Source organism: Roseibium album (genome assembly GCF_965233825.1).
Taxonomy (GTDB): Bacteria; Pseudomonadota; Alphaproteobacteria; order Rhizobiales; family Stappiaceae; genus Roseibium; species Roseibium album.
Window position 1 is genome coordinate 3,212,388 of sequence record NZ_OZ247583.1, and the last position, 20,725, is coordinate 3,233,112.

The following is a 20,725-nucleotide window of genomic DNA, read 5'->3' on the forward strand; positions in this document are numbered from 1 at the left end:
CTTGACTTGGTTGTATCGTCACATGTCTTCACCTGTTGAAGCGCACGCCAAATCGATAACAAGGACCTGATATGCTGAAGCTGCTTCTTCTATTGGTTTCCCATGGCGCCGTTCTGGCCATCGGTTTCGCGCTCGGCGTCTATTTTCTGCCGATCCTGACAGAACCAAATGGGCCGGACGCGACCGCGCTGGCTGCAGCGGCGGAAGGTGCAAGATATGAGGTTCCCCTGTCTCGGGACCTCAAGGGTAGCGACCTGCTCCATTGGGGCGAAGGCACGATCAGTCTTTCCGATCGCCGGATTGTCCACAAAGGCGAACTCTCGCCTGGCCCGGACTACAAACTCTATCTCGTCAAGGAGTTCGTCGATGATGAGGCCGGCTTTATTGCCATGAAGGAGTCTGCTGTCCGGCTCGGAGATATCAAGACTTTCGACGGCTTCATCGTTGAAGTTCCCGGGGACGTGAGCATCGACGATTACAATACGGTGCTGGTGTGGTGCGAGGCCTTCGGTGAGTTCATCACCGCCGGAAAGTACAGGTAAACCCGAACGACACTTCCGGGGAGATCGGGATCTTCCGAGACCGTATCAGATTGCCGGACGCATGCGCCGGTCCGATGGGCCTTTTTCCGCCAGCATGACGGGTTTGCGTGCAAGCAGGTAGTCAAGTTGGGAGAGTTCAAGCGTGATGCCGTCGATGGTTCTCGTCAAAACACTTTCCATGTAGCTGCCTGCCGGCGAGTGATCCCGTATGGCGACCGCCCGTTCCTTGGCCTTGCGCAGGTAGGTCATCATCTCGCGGACATCTTCCGGCGTGACATCCGTGGTCGGCAACGCATCGAAACCGGACGTTTGTGAAGCCACCACAACAGCAAACTGGCCTTGGACAGGGCTGACAAATTGCATGCTTACCTCAAATGTTCTTAGTTTGTTCTTTTTAGCGTAATCTGGCCCGGCGATCAAGACACCTTGTTGGCAAGGGGTGATGGTAGGTAAATTATTTTAGTTAAATCAGATAGTTAAGCGTTCAATAAATTGAAGTTGAAAAAATCATTGCCGATATATCTTGACCCATTTCGAATATTGGTTACATATGTAACTAATTTAGCCCTGACCCGGGAGGACGTGATGGATCAGAGAACGGATAGCACTCAGGATGTGTCCGGCAACGGCCGCAATTCTTCGCAGACCGACTACATGCCGGGCTTCGGCAACGACTTCGAAACGGAAGCGCTTCCGGGCTCCTTGCCACAGGGCATGAACAGCCCGCAGAAATGTGCTTACGGTCTTTATGGTGAGCAGCTCTCGGGCACGGCATTTACCGCGCCGAGCCATCAGAATGAACGCACATGGTGCTATCGCATCCGTCCGTCTGTGAAGCATACCAGCCGCTTCAGGAAGATAGATCTGCCCTATTGGAAGAGCGCGCCGAACATTGATGAGGATGTCATCTCGCTCGGCCAATACCGCTGGGATCCGGTGCCCCATACGGATGAAGATCTCACCTGGCTGACCGGCATGCGCACGATGACCACCGCCGGTGATGTCAACACCCAGGTCGGCATGGCGAGCCATATCTATCTCGTCACGAAATCGATGGAAGACCAGTATTTCTTTTCAGCCGACAGCGAGCTTCTGGTGGTGCCCCAGGAGGGGATCCTGAGGTTCTGTACGGAACTCGGCGTCATTGAGCTTGAGCCAAAGGAAATTGCCATCCTGCCACGAGGACTTGTCTACAGGGTCGAAGTCTTGGAAGGTCCCGCGCGCGGCTTCGTCTGCGAGAATTACGGGCAGAAGTTCGAGTTGCCGGGCAGGGGACCGATTGGTGCCAACTGCATGGCGAACCGGCGGGATTTCAAGACGCCTGTTGCCTGTTTCGAGGATCGCGAAGCGCCGTCAACCGTAACAGTGAAATGGTGCGGTCAGTTTCATGAGACAAAGATCGGACACTCTCCGCTGGATGTCGTTGCCTGGCATGGCAATTATGCTCCATGCAAATACGATCTGAGGAACTACTGCCCTATCGGAGCAATCCTGTTCGACCACCCGGACCCGTCGATCTTCACGGTTTTGACGGCACCGTCTGGCGTGCCTGGCACGGCCAATATCGATTTCGTGCTGTTCCGCGAGCGCTGGATGGTCATGGAAGATACGTTCCGTCCACCCTGGTATCACAAGAACATCATGTCGGAAATGATGGGCAATATCTACGGTCAGTACGACGCCAAACCGCAAGGCTTTGTTCCAGGCGGCACGAGCCTGCACAACATGATGATACCGCACGGACCTGACAAGAATGCCTTCGAGGGCGCGTCCAATGCGGATCTGAAAGCGGAAAAACTCGACAACACCATGTCGTTCATGTTCGAGACCCGCTTTCCGCAGCACCTTACCGAATTTGCTGCCCGGGAAGCACCGCTTCAGGACGACTATATTGACTGCTGGGAGACACTTGAGAAAAAGTTTGACGGGACCCCGGAAGGAACGTGGAACAAGGGTTGATTGGACAGATGGCGTCAACGGATCTCAAGGACCGCCTGGTCATTCTCGGGTCGAAAGGTGGCCCGGCCATACGTCCGGGTGGCCCGTCGCCGACCAGTTCGCTGATCGAGATCGGCGGCCGAAGATGCGTTGTCGATTGCGGGCTGGGTGTAACCCGAGGCCTTGTGGAGGCAGGGGTTCAGTTGAAGGACCTCGACCTTGTCTTCATCACGCACATGCATTCAGACCATGTGCTGGAACTCGGGCCGCTTCTTCACACCGCATGGACAACGGGACTTGCGCGTACGGTGAGGGTCTACGGACCGGCAGACCTGATGGAATACTGGGACGGTTTCCTGAATTCCATGCGCTACGACATCGATCTGAGGATCGACGATGAAGGCCGGCCCGATTTGCGTGATCTGGTGGAGATCCATCTGATTCGTGAAGGCGACCTGTCGCTGGAAGACGAAAAGCTATCCGTGAGAGCGCTGAAGGTTGATCATCCGCCGGTTGCCGATTGCTTTGCACTGAGGTTCGAAACGGTTGACTGGTCTGTCGTCCTTTCAGCCGATACAACCTATTTTCCGCCGTTGGCGAAGTTTGCTCAAGGGTGTGCAGTGCTTGTTCACGAGGCGATGCTGGAACGCGGTGTTGACAGGATCGTGCAAATTACGGGCAATGGTGCGCGGCTAAGGGAACACCTTCTGGCGAGCCATACAACGGCGCCCGATGTCGCGAAGATTGCCGAGGCTGCTAAGGCCGGGACGCTCGTGCTCAACCACCTGATCCCGGCGGATCTGCCCGGGTTTGAAACAGAAGAATGGCTGGATGCCACGAAAGCCTTTTCCGGTAAAACCATTGTCGGCCATGACGGGCTGACAATCACAAGGAGCTGAAATTAATGAAACTGGCAACGCTCAAGGATGGCAGCCGGGACGGCAAGCTGGTGGTGGTCAACGAACGGCTGACCTTTTGCACCGATGCAAGCCACATCGCGCCGACGCTGCAGGCCGCGCTGGACGACTGGGATGTCATTTCGCCCAAGCTGAAGCTGCTGGCCGAAAGCCTGTCGCACGATGCCGTGCCGACGATCCGGTTTCACGAACATGATGCCCTGTCACCGTTGCCGCGCGCATTTCAGTGGGCGGACGGCTCGGCCTATGTCAACCACGTGGAACTTGTGCGCAAGGCAAGAGGCGCCCAGATGCCGGACAGTTTTTGGACCGATCCGCTGATGTATCAGGGCGGCTCCGACACTTTCCTCGCACCGCGCGACCCGATCAGAATGCGCGAGGAAGCCTGGGGCATCGACATGGAGGGCGAAATCGCCGTCATCACTGGCGACGTGCCAATGGGTGTCAGCTCCGAGGACGCTTTGAAATCCATTCAGCTGGTGATGCTTGTCAACGATGTGTCTCTGCGCGGTCTTATTCCTGCGGAGCTCGGCAAGGGATTCGGCTTCTTCCAGTCCAAGCCTTCTTCCGCGTTCTCACCTGTTGCTGTCACACCGGATGAGCTGGGCGATGCCTGGAAAGACGGCAAGCTGAGCCTGCCGCTTCATGTGGATCTGAACGGCGCGCCGTTCGGCCGAGCACAAGCCGGTGTCGACATGACCTTCGATTTCGGCCAGCTGATCGCCCATGCAGCCAAGTCGCGTGATCTTGGCGCAGGAGCAATCATCGGCTCAGGTACCGTTTCGAACAAGCTTGACGGAGGCCCGGGCAAACCGGTGTCAGACGGTGGCGTCGGGTATTCCTGCATTGCCGAAATCCGCATGATTGAGACGATCAATGACGGTCAGGCCAAGACTCCTTTCATGAAATTCGGTGACACGGTGCGTATCGAAATGATGGACGGGGAAGGGCATTCGATCTTCGGAGCGATCGAGCAGACGGTGGAGAAGGTCTAGGCAGACCTTGCCGGTCAAATCGAAGCTGACACGGTCCCGGACCCGGTCCGGATCAAACAACAAGCAGGCGCAGTGTCTGGGGAGTACGCATGAGCAAACAATTCGCATCCGCCGGGGACATGGCGGAAAAGAAGATCTCCTTCACCGAGATCGGCAAGGACCTCTGGGCCTTCACCGCCGAGGGGGACCCGAATACCGGCGTCATCGTCGGTGATGACAGCGTCATGATCATCGAGGCGCAGGCGACACCTGAACTTGCCAACAAGGTGATCGAAAAGGTGCGCTCCGTCACGGACAAGCCAATCAGCCATCTTGTGCTGACCCATTATCACGCCGTGCGCGTTTTGGGCGCTGCCGCCTATCAGGCACCGACCGTGATCATGAGCCAGAAGGCCCGTTCCATGGTTGTGGAGCGTGGCGCTGAAGACCGGGAATCTGAATTCATGCGGTTCCCGCGCCTGTTCATGGGCTATGACAATGTCAACGACATTCCGCCCCTGACCTGGCCGACCACCACCTTCAACGACCGCATGGCCGTTTATCTGGGAAAGCGCCGGGTCGATCTGCGCTTCCTTGGTCGCGCCCATACGGCGGGTGACATCGTCATCCATGTGCCGGACCAGAACGTCATGTTCACTGGCGATATCGTCGAATACCACTCTGCCTGCTATTGCGGCGACGGCCATTTCAACGACTGGCCGGCAACGCTTGAAGCAATCCGTACCTTCGATGTGGAAGCCATCGCACCGGGTCGCGGCGACGCGCTGGTTGGCAAGGAGATGGTGGGCAAGGCGCTGACCAACACGGCCGACTTCGTGTCCTCGACCTACCGGCCGGTCGCCCGGATCGCTCAGGGTGGCGGATCGCTGAAAGAGGCCTGGGACGCCTGCCGCGCCGAATGCGATCCGAAGTTCAAGGACTACGCGATCTACGAGCATTGCCTGCCGTTCAATGTTGCTCGGGCCTATGACGAGGCACTCGGCATCGACACGCCGCGTATCTGGACGGCCGAACGGGATGCAAAAATGTGGACGGATCTTCAGGGGTGAAATTTCTGGTCGCAATAGCCGTAATGCTGGTTTTGCTGACCTCTGCTGCTACGGCATGCACTCGCTCGGGTGCAGGAAGTATAAAACGCCTCATACGTTCAGAAATCGTAGTGGCCGGGCGCTTCGCGGATTGCACAATACAGCAAATGAGGCCTCTTGAAACTCAAGGCAAACCTTTGGAGTTTGTCATCGAAGTTACCGATCAGATCCGCGGGAATGCGGCGCCGTTAATGCAAGGTAGCGACCTGATAGTCCTTTTACCTGCAGGAGGTTATGAAGCGTCTTTGGCTTGCCAACACGCAACATGGAAAGGCAGAAAGTTCTTGTTTGGCCTTGCAGTATTGAATGTGAACACCGGTAGCATGTGGAAGTTTCATCGCGAACCTCAGGATCTTGCAAACGGTGTGTTTCCTAGCCCTCCAATACTGGATACTGGAGACCGGCTGGCGGTATCGCAATCGGACCTTTGTGGCAGTGGAACGCTGTTTGCTGCTTCAGACGATATGATAGATCACGCAAAGCGGGTATTTGACGGCGTTGGAGATCTGGAACCAGAGCTCGAGGAACTTGTAAGTTCTCACGCTCGATTTGGCTTGTACTAAAGGTCCTCATGTCTACAGCACTTCAACACCTCGGACTGATGGCGGGCAACAATGCCTATGCCAACGAACGGCTTTATCAGGCGTGCTGCCGCCTCAGTCAGGCAGAGTTCGAGGCCGAGCGGAGCGGCTTTTTCCCGTCGATCCGGGAAACGCTTAATCACAACTGGGAAGTTGATCGCTACTACCTGGATGCACTGCGCGAAGATGGGAAGGGCCTGGCAGTCTACGAGACGCCGCATCTTCAGACTGCGGAGGAGTTGAGATCGGCGCAAACCTGGCAGGATCAACAACTTGTTCTGTTCTGTGACGGCTTGAGCGAAGCGGATCTGGACAGAAGCGTTGCGCAGGACCGGGGAAACAATGGTGTCATGCGAGAGACCATTGGCAACACGCTGTTGCATCTCTTCCAGCACCAGATCCATCACCGTGGACAGGTGCATGCCATGCTGGCCGGAACCGGTGTCGCACCGCCTCAGCTGGATGAGTTCTTTCTTGAGTTCGACCGCCATTCGGCGGCTGAAAAACACATGTGACGTGGGAGCTGGGAGACAAACCTGTGACCAAATTATTTGAAGTGCCGCTCTATCCCTACAAGCGCACCGCTGACCAGGATGCGCCGGCACCTGTCCACCACCCGGTCGTCATTATCGGGGCAGGACCCGTCGGGCTTGCCATGGCAATCGATCTTGCCCAGGCGAACGTTCCAGTCGTTGTGCTCGACGACAATGACAAGGTCAGTGTCGGTTCCAGGGCGATCTGTTTTTCAAAGCGTTCCCTGGAGATATTCGACCGGCTGGGTTGCGGTGACGAAATGGTCGACAAGGGGGTCGTCTGGAACCTCGGCAAGGTCCATTTCGGTGACCGGCAGGTCTATAACTTCAACCTGCTGCCCGAGGACGGTCACAAGCGTCCGGCCTTCATCAATCTGCAGCAATACTACTGCGAGCTCTATCTGGTCGAACGCATCAGGGCGCTGCAGACGGAAGGCAAGCCGGTGGAAATCCGGGGCGGCAACCGCGTTGAAAACCTGCATTGCTATGATGACCATACGCTTGTAACGATCGAGACTCCTGAAGGAGCCTACAACCTGGAGGCCGACTGGCTTGTTGCCTGTGACGGGGCAGGGTCGCCGACGCGGCGGATGCTCGACCTCGACTTTGTCGGACGCGTTTTTGAAGACAATTTCCTGATTGCAGATGTCATCATGAAGGCCGATTTTCCGACCGAACGCTGGTTCTGGTTCGACCCGCCCTTCAACAAGGACCAGTCGGCACTGCTTCACAAGCAACCGGACGGTGTCTGGCGGATCGACCTTCAGCTCGGCTGGGACATTGACAAGGAAAAGGAAAAGCAGCCGGAAAACGTCATTCCCCGATTGAAGCAGATGCTCGGGGACGACGTTGAGTTCGACCTGGAATGGGTATCCATCTACACGTTCCAGTGTCGGCGGATGGAAGAGTTTCGCCACGGCAGGGTGATCTTTGCCGGTGACGCGGCCCATCAGGTTTCACCCTTCGGAGCCCGCGGTGCAAATTCCGGCTTTCAGGACGTCGACAATCTTGGCTGGAAGCTGAAGCTGGTTCTTGACGGCAAGGCACCTGAAACGCTGCTCGACAGTTATTCATTCGAGCGCGAGCATGGTGCCGACGAAAATATACTGCAAAGCTCCCGCTCGACGGATTTCATAACACCGAAATCGGAAATGAGCCGGATTTTCCGCGATGCTGTGCTCGATCTCTCGGAACACTACGAATTTGCCCGGCCGCTTGTGAATTCAGGGCGCCTGTCCGTCCCTTGCACGTATGACGGCTCGCCGCTGAACGGTCCGGATGTCAGTTCTCTGCCGCAAAGAACCCGCCCGGGCAGTACCGTTGTGGATGCACCACTCGGTGAAGATTGGCTGCTTGATCACCTGACAGGGGAATTCGTGCTTCTCGGGCTTGGCGTCGACATTCCGTCAGACAACGAGATCAACGGTGTTTCGCTCACCGGCATCACTATCGGCAGGGAAAACATCAGTCCGGAGCTCCGGGATCGCTATCTTGGAAACGCCGAAGCCGCAATCTACCTGATCCGCCCGGATCAGCATGTCGCGGCGCGATGGCTGGATTACGATCAAACAGAGATCGGGGCGGCATTAGCCAAGGCAATCGGAGGGAAGGTTCAATGAGCGAAAGCGTCACCACACCAAATCTGGAAGCTCCCGACGCGTTCTACGCCGATTTGCTTTCCGCTCATGAGAAACTCGGCAAGGAAGAGAGCGATGCCTTCAACGCACGGCTCATTCTGCTGATGGCAAACCGTATCGGGGATCTGGGCGAACTGCGTCAATTGTTGGAGGCTGCGAAAGTGGACCGGGTTTCGAAGCAACAATATTGAGCGGCATATGAATCTTGAACGAGAGACACGCGCAAAAAGGGTTTGTATTGGGTTGTTATTACAATGAAACCCTAGGGTGTTCTTGAATGTGCGCGCTGAAAAATTGGCTGGAATCTCGAAAGTTGCAGCGATTTGCTGCTAAATTTCAATCAGTCGGATTTTGAGTTTTCATGTGTAAACTCAGCACCTTAAAACATGAATTTCAAGCTCATAAATATAAATCTTGTGGTGAATGTAAAACCTGAAGTTACAACTGTGTATTCAACGAAAACTGGTTTTTAATACTTTGACTCTACCTTAGCGGAATAGACGTGCAGTTGTGCGTCGCACACTCTTTGGGGGAGCTCAAATAATGACAACATTGAGAAATGCTTTAGTTTCAACGCTGGCTGCGTCACTTATGATGTCGATCAGTCCGGCGCTTGCGGAAAATGGTATCACGGATTCCAAGGTCGTATTCGGTCAGGCTGCTGCTCTTGAAGGGCCGGCTGCCGCTCTCGGCACGGGAATGAAGCTGGGGATCGAAGCAGCCTTTGCCGAAGCAAATGCTGCTGGCGGCGTCAACGGGCGCATGATCGAACTGATCAGCATGGACGATGGCTACGAGCCGGATCGTTCGATTGCAGCGGTCAACAAGCTTATCAATGACGACAAGGTCTTCGGTCTGATCGGCCCGGTCGGCACGCCGACCTCCAAGGCGACCCAGCCAATTGCAACAGCTGCGAAAGTTCCGTTTGTCGGTCCGTTCACCGGAGCTGGTTTCCTGCGTGATCCGGCGCACGGCAACATTGTCAACGTCCGGGCGACCTACGCTGCGGAGACCGAAGCCTGGATCGATCACCTGAACGGCGCGCTGGGCCTCGACAAGATCGCCATTCTTTATCAGGACGACGGATTTGGCCGTGTCGGTCTTGCCGGTGTTCAGGCTGCCATGGAAAAGCGTGGCCTGGAACTCGTCGCGGAAGGTACGTATCAGCGCAACACCACCGCCGTTAAGTCTGCGCTTCTTGAAATTCGCAAGGCAAAGCCGCAGGCAGTTGTCATGGTCGGTGCCTACAAGCCGATCGCGGAATTCATCAAGCTTGCCAAGAAGGTCAAGATGGATGCGGAATTCGTCAACATTTCCTTCGTCGGCTCGAAAGCCCTTTCTGCTGAACTCGGTGATGCCGGTGAAGGTGTGATCATCTCCCAGGTTGTTCCGTTCCCGTGGGACACGACTGTTCCGCTCGTCAAGGAATATCAGGCTGCACTGAAGGCAAAAGATCCTTCTGCTGAGCCGGGCTTTGTCACGCTGGAAGGTTATGTGGTTGGTCGACTGGCTGTCATGGGGCTGGAAAAAGCCGGAAAAGACGTCACGCGTGAAAACTTCCTGAACGCTTTCTGGTCCACTGGTGACTTTGACCTGGGCGGTGTGACCCTGTCCTTCGGTCAGGACGACAACCAGGGCATGAACGACGTTTTCCTGACGACCATTCAAAAAGACGGCGGCTTCTCGCCGATCGACAAGCCTGCGAGCTAATGAGCTCCTTGTCGCTGGCCCGGAACACGGGCCAGCGAAATTCCATTCTGCCATCTGGGGTTGGATAACATGGCAGAGCATGTGTTCTTTGGGGGACTGTCGGGAACATGGTTGGGTTTAAAAAATTCTTTTCAGGGCCTTCTCGGATGAGATCATCATTCAATTTAAGGACCCGGGGAAAACTGTTCACCGCGTTTGCGGGATTGGTCTTGCTGACCGCGACAGCGATCGGCATAGGCCTTTTTTCCTTTCAGAGGGTCGAAAGCGGTTTTGCGGAACTTTCTGAAAAACGGCTGCCTTCAATTGAAAATGCAGCCCAGCTGGCGCTTTCAAGTACGGAAGTTGCGACTGCGGCCGCAGCTGTAGCCAATAGCGTGACGCTGCAGTCCCAGGAAGTTTCGTTTCAGGCTCTTCAGAAATCTGTCGCTGTCATCGAAGGCATAGAAACGACTTTTGTCGCTTCGGACTCGAACCGCGAGATTGTTGAAGCGCTCTTTTCCCAAAGCCATACTTTCAAGGAACGCCTGGGCGTCCTCGATCAGGCCACCAAGGAAAAAATTGCTGCGCGAGATGCAAAAGATGCGCGCATGGCTGCTCTTTTCAAGGCTTATGACGGTGTAAACAGTGCGATAACGCCAATCGTGGACGATGCCTACTTTACCGTTGTGCTGGGTGGCGAAGACGCGGCAACTCAGAGCAAGGAACTCGTCGACAATCTTGCCAATACTGAAATGGCAAAGCTCAGACTTTATCTGGAGCTGCGTGCGGAAACCAACCTGCTTGTCGGATTGGCCGAAACTGTCGCGTTTGTGGATGATGCTGCGCTGCTGACCCTCTTCGAAGACAAGATCATCGCGACAGAGAAGAAGATTGCCGACTATCGTCAGGAATTGAGCGCGCTCGAGCTGATTACGGGTGCTGAAGCCGAGTTTGACGAACTGAACGAACTGGTTGCAAGCACGCTGGCAAAAAGCAGCGCGAACAACATTACGGCCGGCGAGCAGAAGCAGACGTTACAGAAAGCAATCGGCCTGCAAAAAGCAATTGATGATGCACTCATCATGCAGATCGACGACCAGTTGTTCACGCTGACGATCGACACGGAAGAGGCTGTAACGGAAAACTCGGCAATCATCACCGATCTGCTGAACAATCAAGTGGGCCAGTTGAAGAGCACCCTGGAAGCACAGGCCTTTGCCAACAAGTTTGTCGCAACCCTTGTTCAAGGCGGCTTGACGCAGGATCCGGCGCTCTTGGTGCCGCTTCAGGAGAAAATTACAGCCGACGCGAAACACATGCGTGATGGCCTTGATACCCTGGGGTCTGAAGACATCAAGGCACAACTCGAACAGCTTCTGGCGTATGGCAATCCCGACAACGGTCTTTTGCGCGATCACCTGGAAGAACTCACCAGCACCAGGAAGTCGAACGAACAGGTGACGGAGATGTTCACCGCAGTTGAGCGTATCGGTCAGTCCGTCGCTTCGCTCATCGAAATGGAACTGGCTGCGGTAGATCAGGCAACGACACAGATCAACAGGCTGTTCGACAACGGGTCTCTTGCTCTGATCGCCATCGGGATTGCAAGCCTGGTGATTGCAGGTGCAATCGGTTTCTTTGTCGTCGACCGTGGACTGGTGAAACCGCTGCTGGGTCTTGTCAGTATTACCCGAGCGCTCGCCGACGGTGAGCTCGATGGACATATCGCCGGAACAAACCGCAACGATGAAATCGGTGATCTGGCAAAGGCAATGGAAGTCTTCAAGGAAAACGCGGTGGAACGCAACAACCTGGAAGCCGTGTCCCGGGAAGAACAAAACGCGCAACTGGAGCGGCAGAGCCGTATCGAAGACATGATCACGGACTTCCGCGACGAGATGGAATCCGTGCTTGCCAATGTCACCGCGAACATGGATCAGATGCAATCCACAGCACAGGTTCTGAGCCAGATCTCCACTGAGACCGCCTCTCAGGCCTCCGAAGCAGAAGCAAGTTCCACGGCCGCATCCGAAAACGTCGGATCGGTTGCCTCGGCGGCAGAACAGCTTGCCGGATCGATCGCGGAAATCGGGCAACAGGTCTCCCGCGCGACCGAGATTGTCACAAACGCTTCCGGAAGTGCCCGGATGACGACCGAGAAGGTCTCGGAGCTCGCTGAATCGGCAAACAAGATCGGCGAAGTCGTCACTTTGATCCGGGCCATTGCGGAACAGACCAATCTTCTGGCCCTGAATGCGACGATCGAGGCAGCACGAGCAGGTGAGGCCGGGAAGGGCTTTGCGGTGGTTGCTGCGGAGGTCAAGGAATTGGCGACCCAGACCTCGAAGGCGACAGAGGAAATTGCCACGCAGATCGAGGCAATCCAGTCATCAACCGGACAGTCTGTCGTCGCGATCCAGGAGATCCGTGACACGATGGAACAGGCTGACGAGACGACGTCCGCCATTGCGGCGGCAGTTGAGGAGCAAGACGCGTCAACGGCGATGATTTCCCGAAACGTTCGTGATGCGGCAGAAGGGACCCAGGGTGTGGCTGACAACATATCCAGTGTCATGAGCGCTGTCGCCGAAGCCGCACAATCTGCGGGCCAGGTGGAAATGGCATCCAACGAGGTCGCGGACCAGGCACGCCACATCAAGGTCGTGGTCGATGACTTCCTGGCCAAGGTCGCTGCCGCGTGATCCAATAACGCGCAGCAAGAGAGCTGAAAGAAAAGCTGGGCCTTGAAAAAATCTGGTGAGGCCTGCTTCAAACTTTAAAGAGATGAATGGACCGCCGGCTTTTGCAGCCGGCGGTCTTTGCATTTTTCAAGCACCATAGTTGACTTCGTCGACGAGCAGTTTCGCGTTTCGCTACCTTCTTGTTTGGCGTGACTGATGAAGAAGTTGTTGTTTCTTTTGTTCTTTATGCCCCTTCCCGGAGTTGCCGGCGAACCCGTCAGCATTGAAACAGTGAAAGCTGGAGCGATCACTCTCGTTGAAATCATCACAAAGGCCATGACCAGATCATGGAAATGCGCGCCAGCGAGAATCTGGAAAATGCGGACTTTGCTGCCTTCCAATCCAGCCGGTCGAACGGCAGGTTGCCATCGACTTCGCATCCCTTGTGCCAAGACATGAGCTCCGGCTTTGGGCGAAACGTGTCAGGCCACGTCAATGTGCGTGGGCATCTGCGCCACGCGCCATCATCAGATGATGTTCCCGGTGATGGTCCTGACTTGCCATAAGTCCAAAAAAGCCCAGCCCCTTTATGCGCGCGGCCACGGCGGGATCGTTACTTGTGACGCGCAGTTCCACTGCGTTTTCCGCTTCGATTGCTGTGACGGTCCAGCGGTCGTCCTGCGCCAATTGGGCTGCATGTGCGGGCACCATGCGTCGCAGTGTGGCGACCGTGTCAGCATCCCCCGTCGCAATCGCGGTAAGGCCGTCCGGCAGTGCTGTCTCTTCCACAATCGCGTCTGAGACCAGGCGATCCATATCAACCAGATGCGCCCGCAGGCCCGCCAGATCAACTTGGCCCCAGTCGGTGTCGGGATCGGCTTCGAGCACGCGCACAACTTCAGAAAGCGCCGCGAAAGCCCCTTGTCCCGGCTCGCTCAGGATCGTGCCCCGGGGTGACTGGTCTTGAACGTGGGTCGCGTGATCCGTGCTGTCGTCATGGCCTGAGTGGGTCGTTTGGGCAACTGCAAAGGCCGCTCCACCGAGCAGCACTACGACGGCCAAAATTGTCTTCGTTTTCATTCTCTTGCCTCGCAATTGTCGAGAACACCCTATCCAACGTTGTACCCACGTCGTATGATTTCTATCATGTCAGACTGGAAGCAGTTATTTGAGGATGCGCCGACAAGAACCTTGGAGCAGGGTGCTATTCTCTTTCGTCGGGAAGATCGCGTTCGGTCGATGTATCTTGTTCGATCCGGCATGGTCGCGCTTGAGCGCCCGCTCGCGGATGGAACCGCGCTTACGCTCAGCGTTGCCACGTCTGGAATGGCTCTGGCCGAGGCGTCGTTGTCAGCAAAGACCTATCACTGCGATGCGATCGCATGCCTGAATTCCAAGATAGCGTTCATGCCTCGTGCCACCTTCCGATCTGCGCTGCGTGACCGGCCAGACGATGCTCTAGGCCTTATCGAAACTTATGCCAGGGAGATCCAGTCCCAACGGGCGCGCATCGAGATATTGCGCCTTCGCCGGGTGTCGGACAGGTTGGACGCCTGGTTGGATTTGAACGGTGAACCACCGTCTGGCGGATGGATAAGGGTTGCCGATCAGATAGGTGTATCGCCACCCGCACTCTATCGCGAGCTGGCACGTCGGCGAAGGTGAGGGTTCATCGTCCAGGCCGCTGATTGGCATGGGCAGACTTTTGCTACGGAGGGGTATTTCGGTAGACGAGGCTCATTCCGGAAATTGGTTGCACCGGGCACCGACAACAGCAATGGGAACTTTGCTGACCGTTGAACGAACGTTATTCACGCCCCGAAGCTGTCATTGATCCTATCGATCACGAACGTTCGTAATAGCCATTTGGCTGGCCTCGATTAGTCCTGCAAAAAGGCTATTCATTTCAGCACACTTTACCCATGATGAAAGTTGAACAAGCGGGCGCTTGTCGCGCGCGATCGCCATTAGTGGACTTGTGGCCTAGGCGTACACCAGTAGATAGACCGCGAGGGCCGCTTGGGGTTCTGGCATTGAAGTTTGGTCCAGAATCACCAAGTTGGCCGCTTGTTTGTACTGCACGATTGGTCTCAACGGGGCCGCTGTCGGTTCAAAGTCTCGCTCGGCAATTCACCGAAAATTTCTTTGTAATAGCCTGCCATTCGTCCAATCTCAAAGAAACCATGCAAATGAGCGACATCTGCAACCAGCATCTTCCCGCGCTCGGCAACCTTCAGGCTGGCTCGCAATGCGTGAAGCCTCTTTAGGCGATAAAACGCCACCGGGCCAATGCCTAAATGTTCCCTGAAGGCGTGATGGAAAGTTCTGCGTGATATGCCGAGTTCACAACCGAGGTCTTCTATTTCCAGTCTGGCCTCCGGATCCCAGTCGTTCATGATGGCTTCTGCGTGTGAGATTATCAATTCGCGATTTCGATTTGCCGCATTTGGTGCAGAAGTGGAAACAGGTACCGCTCCTAGTATTCCACTGACTGCACCGAGAACCTGCTCTGATGTTACAGAATTTTGAACTTTCCCTCCTTCAGAGAGCATTAGCGCCTTGTGCAACAAACCAGTCAACTGGTCATGTGCCGCCTTTGCAGGAGTGAGGAATGCAACGATATCGTCAGGGTGTCCCACTTCGTCGGCCAGTCTTTCACTCAATACGATTTCGAATGATTCAAAGTCTGGTTCCGAAACCGAGGCCACACTGCCAGGACCAGCGCGGCAGAATAGATTTGAAGCCGTGTAAGACTTCCCATTTACGGTGGCTCCGGAGCGTGTTGTTTTTGCCGGAACCGCAAGATGAACAGAGCGGTCATTTCCTGTGTCGATCCATCGGTGCCGGGCGCCAAATTTGGTTCTTACAAGCCGTAGATCAGCGAACTCAAGCAACATAGCACTGCACGTTGCTTCGCCGGCAGAAAGCTGAAGAACATCGACCTCATGGCTTTGCGAACTGACAACAATATCAGTTATTTGTTCCAATCCGTGGACTGTTGCATGTGTCAGCATCATCGATCTCGATCATAAAGAATGCACGCGCTTATTACCTTTAACTTTGCACAAACTGCATAAAAGAAAAGAGCGACACATGGTTTAAATTGAGGCTAACCCTTTTAGTTCCGCTATGGCGCTTTGCCCAATGGAGGCCGATTTGAAATTTTCCGTTTCTCTGATAGCTCTGACCGTCGCCGCTCTTGTAGCAGTTCCCGGTACCATCCACGCACAAGAGAACAGCGTCAACGGCATCCCATTCGAGTGGGCGCCTTGGAAAGATCCGAACAACCCGAATGTCTTGATTTACAAAGACAGTAAGGACGATCTGTTTGCTCGGCGTGACACGTCGGATGACCCCGAGCGCCAGCCGGGCTTGTTCTATCCTAACCGCTACGTGACCGGCCCGTTGTGGAATTCGATCCCGACTTTCATGGGTGCGCCCATTGCCATGTCTCCCGAAGACTTGGTAGCGGGAGAGGTGGATGTTGCATTGGTCGGCCTCTCGATTGGCGACCAGATGCTGCCGGGTGGTCGGTTTGCTGCGATGAAGATGCGGTCGCTTACCGATTATCTGTTTTACCCGTTCCAAGGCACAGATCAGGCGCTTGGTGTCGATATTTCCGAGCTCGTGGTGGCCGACTACGGAACGATTGCTGCAAATTGGATGGCTGACAACCAGACCAATCTCGATGAAGTGCATAAAGTGCTCTCTGAGATAATCAATGCCGGGGCGGTTCCTATCGGGATTGGTGGAACGCACATCCAAAGCTACGCTTTCATGACAGCCCTCGGACAGAAACACGGCCCAGGCGAGGTTGCGGTCCTGCATATCGACGCGCATTACGACGCCTACAGCAAAGAAGCCGGTAACTTTGTTCATAACGGATCGTTTTTCAAACTGGCGGTTGATAGCGGCTTGCTGGATGGTGCAAAGCTTCACCACATCGGCCTTCGCGGATCCACACCGGATTACAAAGACCTGAAATGGATGCGCGAAAACAAGCTGCGGTTCCACTTCCAGACAGAGATCGAAAAGGATGGATGGGACGCGGTGCTGGCCCGGTTGCTTGGCGAACTGAAGGGCATGAAGCTTTATGTCTCGTTCGACATGGACGGTGTTGATCCGGCCTATGCGCCGGGGGTTGGCACGTCGGAGCCCGGCGGTTTGACTGCTGAACAAGCCATTCAGTTGATGCGTGCGGTAGGGATACAGAATGAGATCGTTGCAGCCGAGTTCAACGAGTACAACCCGTTTCTGGACGATGCCCACCAATCCACGGGTATACTAATGGATCGACTTGCACGTTCGCTGATGGCTGGTATGCAGGGGCGGCGTGAAGGCATCGAAGATCCGCTGTATTTTGATCCCGAGCGTATCCTGCACAACGGCGGTGACAACTAGAGTACCAATCTGCCGGATTTTCAACGGTTGAGATGTGGATTGTTTGAGTTGAGAACCAAAACGCCTTTCTGGCGCGAGCCCTTGTTTCATTTCCTGATCTTGGGGGGGCTCGTTTTTGCCGCCGACGCTTTTTTCGCGTCGGCGCGCAAAGAACAAATCATCGTCGACCAGAGCACCATCGACTACCTCGTAGCGCGGCAGGAAAATATTGAGCTGAGGGATATAGCTCCTTCGGAGGTGGAAGATCTGATTGCAACGCATGTTGAAGACGAAATTCTCTACCGCGAGGCTTATAAGCGTGGCCTCAATGAGGGTGACAGTCGCATGCGTCGCAATATGATCCTGAAAATGAGAGGTCTCTTGGTCGCCGAACTGGACACGCCGACTGAACAACAACTCAAAGACTTCTTCCAGGACTCCACAGAACGCTATACATCGGAAGAACAGTTTCAAGTCGATCATGTCTTTTTTCGTGAGGAAGCATCGATCCCGGACGGCCTTCTGGAGCAATTGGACCAAGGTGCGGATTTTCGGTCTGTTTCCGAGCGCTATACGCCAACCTTTGGCCGGTCATCGGTACAAGCTACTCGCAGCGAACTCGTGGAGATTTTTGGCAGGGAAGCTGGTCTGTCCGTTGTCAACGCTAAGCCCGATGCATGGATGGGGCCGTTTTCGTCTTCAAATGGCATTCATTTTGTGCGCCGAACCGGGCTGATCCCACCGCAACTTTCGAAATTCGAAGACGTGGAGCCCTATCTCCTCATGGATTGGCAGTCAGAAGAAGCACGCAAGCTCATTGAAGTTGAATTGGAAACAGTCCGAGACGACTATGATGTTTTGGTGGGACGGGAATGAGCAGAGGGTTTCCTTCAGCAAAAGAAGGCGAGCGACTTGAAGAAAAGATCTGGAAACCCGGATTCAAGTCACAGTATTTGAAAGCGATGTCTTCGTTAGCGCTGCGCGGCCACTTCCGCTTGGTGAGATGCCAAAAAACCGCGACTGAGATTCTTGCTTTCATAGCGATGTTCTTTTTTTGTGGGATTGCGCTTGCACACGACATCGGGGTTTCAAAAACGGAACTTCATGAGCTGTCGGGTAACAAATACACTTTGCGGGTTCTGACAGGAGCTTTATCGGAGGCCACGTTCCCGGCACCAAAGTTACCTGAGGGGTTTTGGTTTACGGCCAATCCACGCGGTAACCAGGCTGGACCGTGGAAGTTCTTTGAATTTCGTGGCGAGCGCACCTTAACGGCGGAAGATATCCTGCGTCTTCCGTGGCGCCGAGATGGGGTCATGATCAATGTCGTCTGGGCAGATGGCAGTGAAGTGCGCGGTCTCTTCAAAAATGAAGCAGGGATCATCAACCTGCCGATGAATGAGCTCAGAGCGGGCTCAGGCCCCTGGTGGGCAGCCTCCAAGCGCTATCTGTTTCTGGGCTTCGAACACATCCTGGAGGGCTTTGACCACCTTCTTTTCGTTTTGGCGCTCATGATTTTGGTAAGAAACGGCTGGATGCTGGTCAAAACCATCACAGCTTTCACCGCTGCACACTCCATTACACTTGGTCTTGCCACTTTCGGCTATGTGAAACTGCCATCGGGGCCGGTCGAAACGGTTATCGCTCTGTCGATCGTCTTTTTGTGCGTTGAGATTGTTCATGCGGCACAGGGGCGGGTCAGTCTCACCCATAGATATCCGTGGATCATCGCATTTGCGTTCGGTCTTCTGCACGGTCTCGGTTTTGCCGGTGCCCTGTCTGAGATCGGGCTGGCTCGGGGAGAAATTCCGATTGCCTTGTTGTTCTTCAACATCGGCGTTGAACTTGGCCAACTCACCTTCGTATTTGCGATCCTGATGGCAGTGAAAACAATCAGCATGATCGGAGTTTGTTTCCCACGCCGGGTAGAACTGGTTCCAACATATTTGATCGGTGCACTTGCCATGTATTGGACGTTGGAACGATCAGCGGCGATTGTCGCCCTTTGAGCCCAGGCAAGTTTTGCCATCGGTTTTGGCCGTGACCGGTTTACGACGCAAAAAGAGAAAGAGGTTTGACTTTGAGGCGGTTTTTTTCCGACTTTTGGGCCGAAACGAAATCGGATCCTGAAGACAGCGGCCCAACGAAACCGATCGACCTGACGCGCCGGATGAAACACGCCGCAAAACCGACCGTACCGTTTTTCATCATGTTGACCTTGAGCGCCATACTGGCGACGCTGGGCCTCATCTCAAACAGCATTGCGACTGTCATCGGTGCGATGATTATCGCGCCTTTGATGTCGCCCATCATGAGCACGGCCTTCGGTATTGCTGACTTCGATTTCCGGGTAATCTTAATCGCTTCCCTGACTGTTGTGCTCGGCGCTCTCAGCGTCATCGGTATCGGATATCTTGGCACGATACTGATCGGTGCCTATGTCGTGGGCTCTGAGATCCTCTCACGCACAAGCCCGTCTCTTCTTGATCTTGTCGTGGCCCTCGCCGCGGGCTGCGCGGGTGCCTATGCACAGACTCGACCGAAGATCGCCGACTCGATTGCCGGTGTCGCCATTGCGGTTGCGCTTGTTCCACCCCTTGCAGTGACAGGTATTGGATTGGCGCTAGGGGCAAATCTGGGTTTTGATGTCGGCATCGGGTTTGAGGGGTTTGGCCTGCAAAATGGTGGTTTTGATATAGCTGCGGGAGGGTTTCTGCTCTTCCTGACGAACTTCGTCGGCATCATTTTCGTTTCGACACTTGTTTTTTTTGTTCAGGGTTATGGCAAATGGAAAAAAGGGTTGGCAGTACTTCTTGCTCTTGTACTTGGGAGTTATGTCCTGCTGCCACCGCTCCAGCAAGCGTTCTACAAGATTTACGTCAAAAACCGCGTGATCAGGTTGATAGATAAAAATCTAGACAAGGACCATTTCACAGACATCAAACGCAAGGGCATGTTAATCCATACGATGGGTGTGGATTTTCGTGAAGGGACTGTTGTTATTGCCTTGGCAATTACAGCAGGCCGTGACGACCTGGAATCCGCACAGGAAGACTTGAATCAGTTCGCATCTCAGCTTGCGCGCGATGTAAAGGAGCCGGTTCGCATTAAAATCGATGTCGGTGCCGTGGACATCCTTACTTTCGAGGCAACAGACTCTCCGAAATAGGGGGGCATTTCTTACAATTCATGACAGACAGTTTTTTGGATATTGATACGCTCCATGCGTGAATCTGATTCAGGGTGGGGCGCCGCTGAGTTGCAAGCTCAAAAACAGGTCCAGGCCACGCCAAAGGAGTTTTTTGCCCATGATAGACCTGCTCGCCTATGTCGGTGGGACTTTTGCGATGATCAGCTTTTTTCCGCAAATTCTGAAGGCACTGGTCACCAAGTCGACCGATGACATATCCTGGATGATGTTGGCAACGACGCTCATCAGCATCATAGCATATGAGATCTATGCAATCGCCTTGGGGCTTTTACCTGTTATCATTATGAATGCGATCTTTTGCGTCACAATCGTAACTATGATTTTTCTAAAGTATCGATATGATGGGCCTCAACGCACGGACAGATTGCAGTCAAAAACCACATGACAGGCGCTAAGTGCTGAAGCGTTGATTAGCGATATCAATAGATGGCGTTGGTATGTGCACGCTCTTTTACGCTCGAAACAGTTGCTGACCTTCGCAGCGGCTGCGACATAGACTGATTTGCCGCGCCTGGGCGTTCGGAAATTCATCC

General features: G+C 54.6%; 21 protein-coding genes. 17 read left to right on the top strand and 4 right to left on the bottom strand.

Going from position 1 to position 20,725, the window contains the following annotated elements; all coding sequences use genetic code 11:
- Positions 1–71 precede the first annotated feature (71 nt).
- On the top strand, positions 72–542 hold the full coding sequence (locus ACO6TI_RS14805) for a DM13 domain-containing protein (RefSeq protein ID WP_055111901.1): 471 nt from the start codon (positions 72–74) through the stop codon (positions 540–542).
- A 45-nt stretch (positions 543–587) separates the two neighbouring features.
- Here the strand turns inward: ACO6TI_RS14805 and ACO6TI_RS14810 are convergent, their stop codons facing one another.
- Entirely contained in the window at positions 588–905 is a 318-nt protein-coding gene (locus ACO6TI_RS14810) for a hypothetical protein (RefSeq protein WP_055111903.1), read from the bottom strand.
- A 222-nt stretch (positions 906–1,127) separates the two neighbouring features.
- Between ACO6TI_RS14810 and hmgA the strand changes: the two genes are divergently transcribed.
- The 10 genes from hmgA to ACO6TI_RS14860 all read left to right on the top strand — a co-directional run bounded on the left by hmgA (position 1,128) and on the right by ACO6TI_RS14860 (position 12,622).
- A complete protein-coding gene (hmgA, locus tag ACO6TI_RS14815) occupies positions 1,128–2,501 on the top strand; it encodes a homogentisate 1,2-dioxygenase (RefSeq protein ID WP_055111905.1) in 1,374 nt (457 codons plus the stop codon).
- 8 nt (positions 2,502–2,509) lie between these two features.
- The gene (locus ACO6TI_RS14820; RefSeq protein ID WP_422385312.1) at positions 2,510–3,379 is read left to right on the top strand and encodes an MBL fold metallo-hydrolase; all 870 of its coding nucleotides are present in this window, start codon (positions 2,510–2,512) and stop codon (positions 3,377–3,379) included.
- Positions 3,380–3,384: 5 nt separating this feature from the next.
- Positions 3,385–4,392, top strand: coding sequence for a fumarylacetoacetate hydrolase family protein (locus tag ACO6TI_RS14825; RefSeq protein WP_055111907.1), 1,008 nt, complete (start codon positions 3,385–3,387; stop codon positions 4,390–4,392).
- Between the two features lie 89 nt (positions 4,393–4,481).
- Positions 4,482–5,441, top strand: a complete 960-nt coding sequence (locus tag ACO6TI_RS14830) for an MBL fold metallo-hydrolase (protein ID WP_422385183.1) — start codon at positions 4,482–4,484, stop codon at positions 5,439–5,441.
- Positions 5,438–6,043, top strand: coding sequence for a hypothetical protein (locus tag ACO6TI_RS14835; RefSeq protein ID WP_196998298.1), 606 nt, complete (start codon positions 5,438–5,440; stop codon positions 6,041–6,043). Before ACO6TI_RS14830 ends, ACO6TI_RS14835 begins: the two co-directional genes overlap by 4 nt.
- Before the next feature lie 8 nt (positions 6,044–6,051).
- Positions 6,052–6,576: a DinB family protein gene (locus tag ACO6TI_RS14840; RefSeq protein WP_422385184.1), complete on the top strand. Its 525-nt coding sequence runs from the start codon at positions 6,052–6,054 to the stop codon at positions 6,574–6,576.
- A gap of 23 nt (positions 6,577–6,599) precedes the next feature.
- Positions 6,600–8,213, top strand: a complete 1,614-nt coding sequence (locus ACO6TI_RS14845; RefSeq protein ID WP_422385185.1) for an FAD-dependent oxidoreductase — start codon at positions 6,600–6,602, stop codon at positions 8,211–8,213.
- Entirely contained in the window at positions 8,210–8,422 is a 213-nt protein-coding gene (locus ACO6TI_RS14850; protein WP_055111914.1) for a DUF2783 domain-containing protein, read from the top strand. Before ACO6TI_RS14845 ends, ACO6TI_RS14850 begins: the two co-directional genes overlap by 4 nt.
- A 352-nt stretch (positions 8,423–8,774) precedes the next feature.
- Positions 8,775–9,941 carry an ABC transporter substrate-binding protein gene (locus tag ACO6TI_RS14855; RefSeq protein ID WP_055111917.1) on the top strand — a complete coding sequence of 389 codons (1,167 nt, stop codon included), beginning with the start codon at positions 8,775–8,777 and terminating at the stop codon, positions 9,939–9,941.
- A 209-nt stretch (positions 9,942–10,150) separates the two neighbouring features.
- The gene (locus tag ACO6TI_RS14860) at positions 10,151–12,622 is read left to right on the top strand and encodes a methyl-accepting chemotaxis protein (protein ID WP_422385186.1); all 2,472 of its coding nucleotides are present in this window, start codon (positions 10,151–10,153) and stop codon (positions 12,620–12,622) included.
- A 74-nt stretch (positions 12,623–12,696) separates the two neighbouring features.
- Here the strand turns inward: ACO6TI_RS14860 and ACO6TI_RS14865 are convergent, their stop codons facing one another.
- Both ACO6TI_RS14865 and ACO6TI_RS14870 read right to left on the bottom strand, forming a co-directional pair.
- Positions 12,697–13,053: a hypothetical protein gene (locus tag ACO6TI_RS14865; protein ID WP_422385187.1), complete on the bottom strand. Its 357-nt coding sequence runs from the start codon at positions 13,051–13,053 to the stop codon at positions 12,697–12,699.
- Positions 13,054–13,093: 40 nt separating this feature from the next.
- Entirely contained in the window at positions 13,094–13,681 is a 588-nt protein-coding gene (locus tag ACO6TI_RS14870; RefSeq protein WP_422385188.1) for a hypothetical protein, read from the bottom strand.
- A gap of 66 nt (positions 13,682–13,747) precedes the next feature.
- Here ACO6TI_RS14870 and ACO6TI_RS14875 point away from each other — a divergent pair, with 66 nt between their 5' ends.
- The gene (locus ACO6TI_RS14875) at positions 13,748–14,266 is read left to right on the top strand and encodes a Crp/Fnr family transcriptional regulator (RefSeq protein WP_196896169.1); all 519 of its coding nucleotides are present in this window, start codon (positions 13,748–13,750) and stop codon (positions 14,264–14,266) included.
- 425 nt (positions 14,267–14,691) lie between these two features.
- Here ACO6TI_RS14875 and ACO6TI_RS14880 read toward each other — a convergent pair whose 3' ends face one another.
- Positions 14,692–15,618, bottom strand: coding sequence for a helix-turn-helix domain-containing protein (locus ACO6TI_RS14880; protein ID WP_422385189.1), 927 nt, complete (start codon positions 15,616–15,618; stop codon positions 14,692–14,694).
- A 139-nt stretch (positions 15,619–15,757) separates the two neighbouring features.
- Here ACO6TI_RS14880 and ACO6TI_RS14885 point away from each other — a divergent pair, with 139 nt between their 5' ends.
- The 5 genes from ACO6TI_RS14885 to ACO6TI_RS14905 all read left to right on the top strand — a co-directional run bounded on the left by ACO6TI_RS14885 (position 15,758) and on the right by ACO6TI_RS14905 (position 20,577).
- Positions 15,758–17,002, top strand: coding sequence for an arginase family protein (locus tag ACO6TI_RS14885; protein ID WP_422385190.1), 1,245 nt, complete (start codon positions 15,758–15,760; stop codon positions 17,000–17,002).
- A 39-nt stretch (positions 17,003–17,041) separates the two neighbouring features.
- Positions 17,042–17,857: a peptidyl-prolyl cis-trans isomerase gene (locus tag ACO6TI_RS14890; protein ID WP_422385191.1), complete on the top strand. Its 816-nt coding sequence runs from the start codon at positions 17,042–17,044 to the stop codon at positions 17,855–17,857.
- Positions 17,854–18,990, top strand: a complete 1,137-nt coding sequence (locus tag ACO6TI_RS14895) for a HupE/UreJ family protein (protein ID WP_422385192.1) — start codon at positions 17,854–17,856, stop codon at positions 18,988–18,990. Before ACO6TI_RS14890 ends, ACO6TI_RS14895 begins: the two co-directional genes overlap by 4 nt.
- A 209-nt stretch (positions 18,991–19,199) precedes the next feature.
- The gene (locus ACO6TI_RS14900; RefSeq protein WP_422385193.1) at positions 19,200–20,150 is read left to right on the top strand and encodes a DUF389 domain-containing protein; all 951 of its coding nucleotides are present in this window, start codon (positions 19,200–19,202) and stop codon (positions 20,148–20,150) included.
- Positions 20,151–20,289: 139 nt separating this feature from the next.
- Positions 20,290–20,577, top strand: coding sequence for a SemiSWEET family sugar transporter (locus ACO6TI_RS14905; RefSeq protein WP_422385194.1), 288 nt, complete (start codon positions 20,290–20,292; stop codon positions 20,575–20,577).
- The last annotated feature ends 148 nt before the right edge of the window (positions 20,578–20,725 follow it).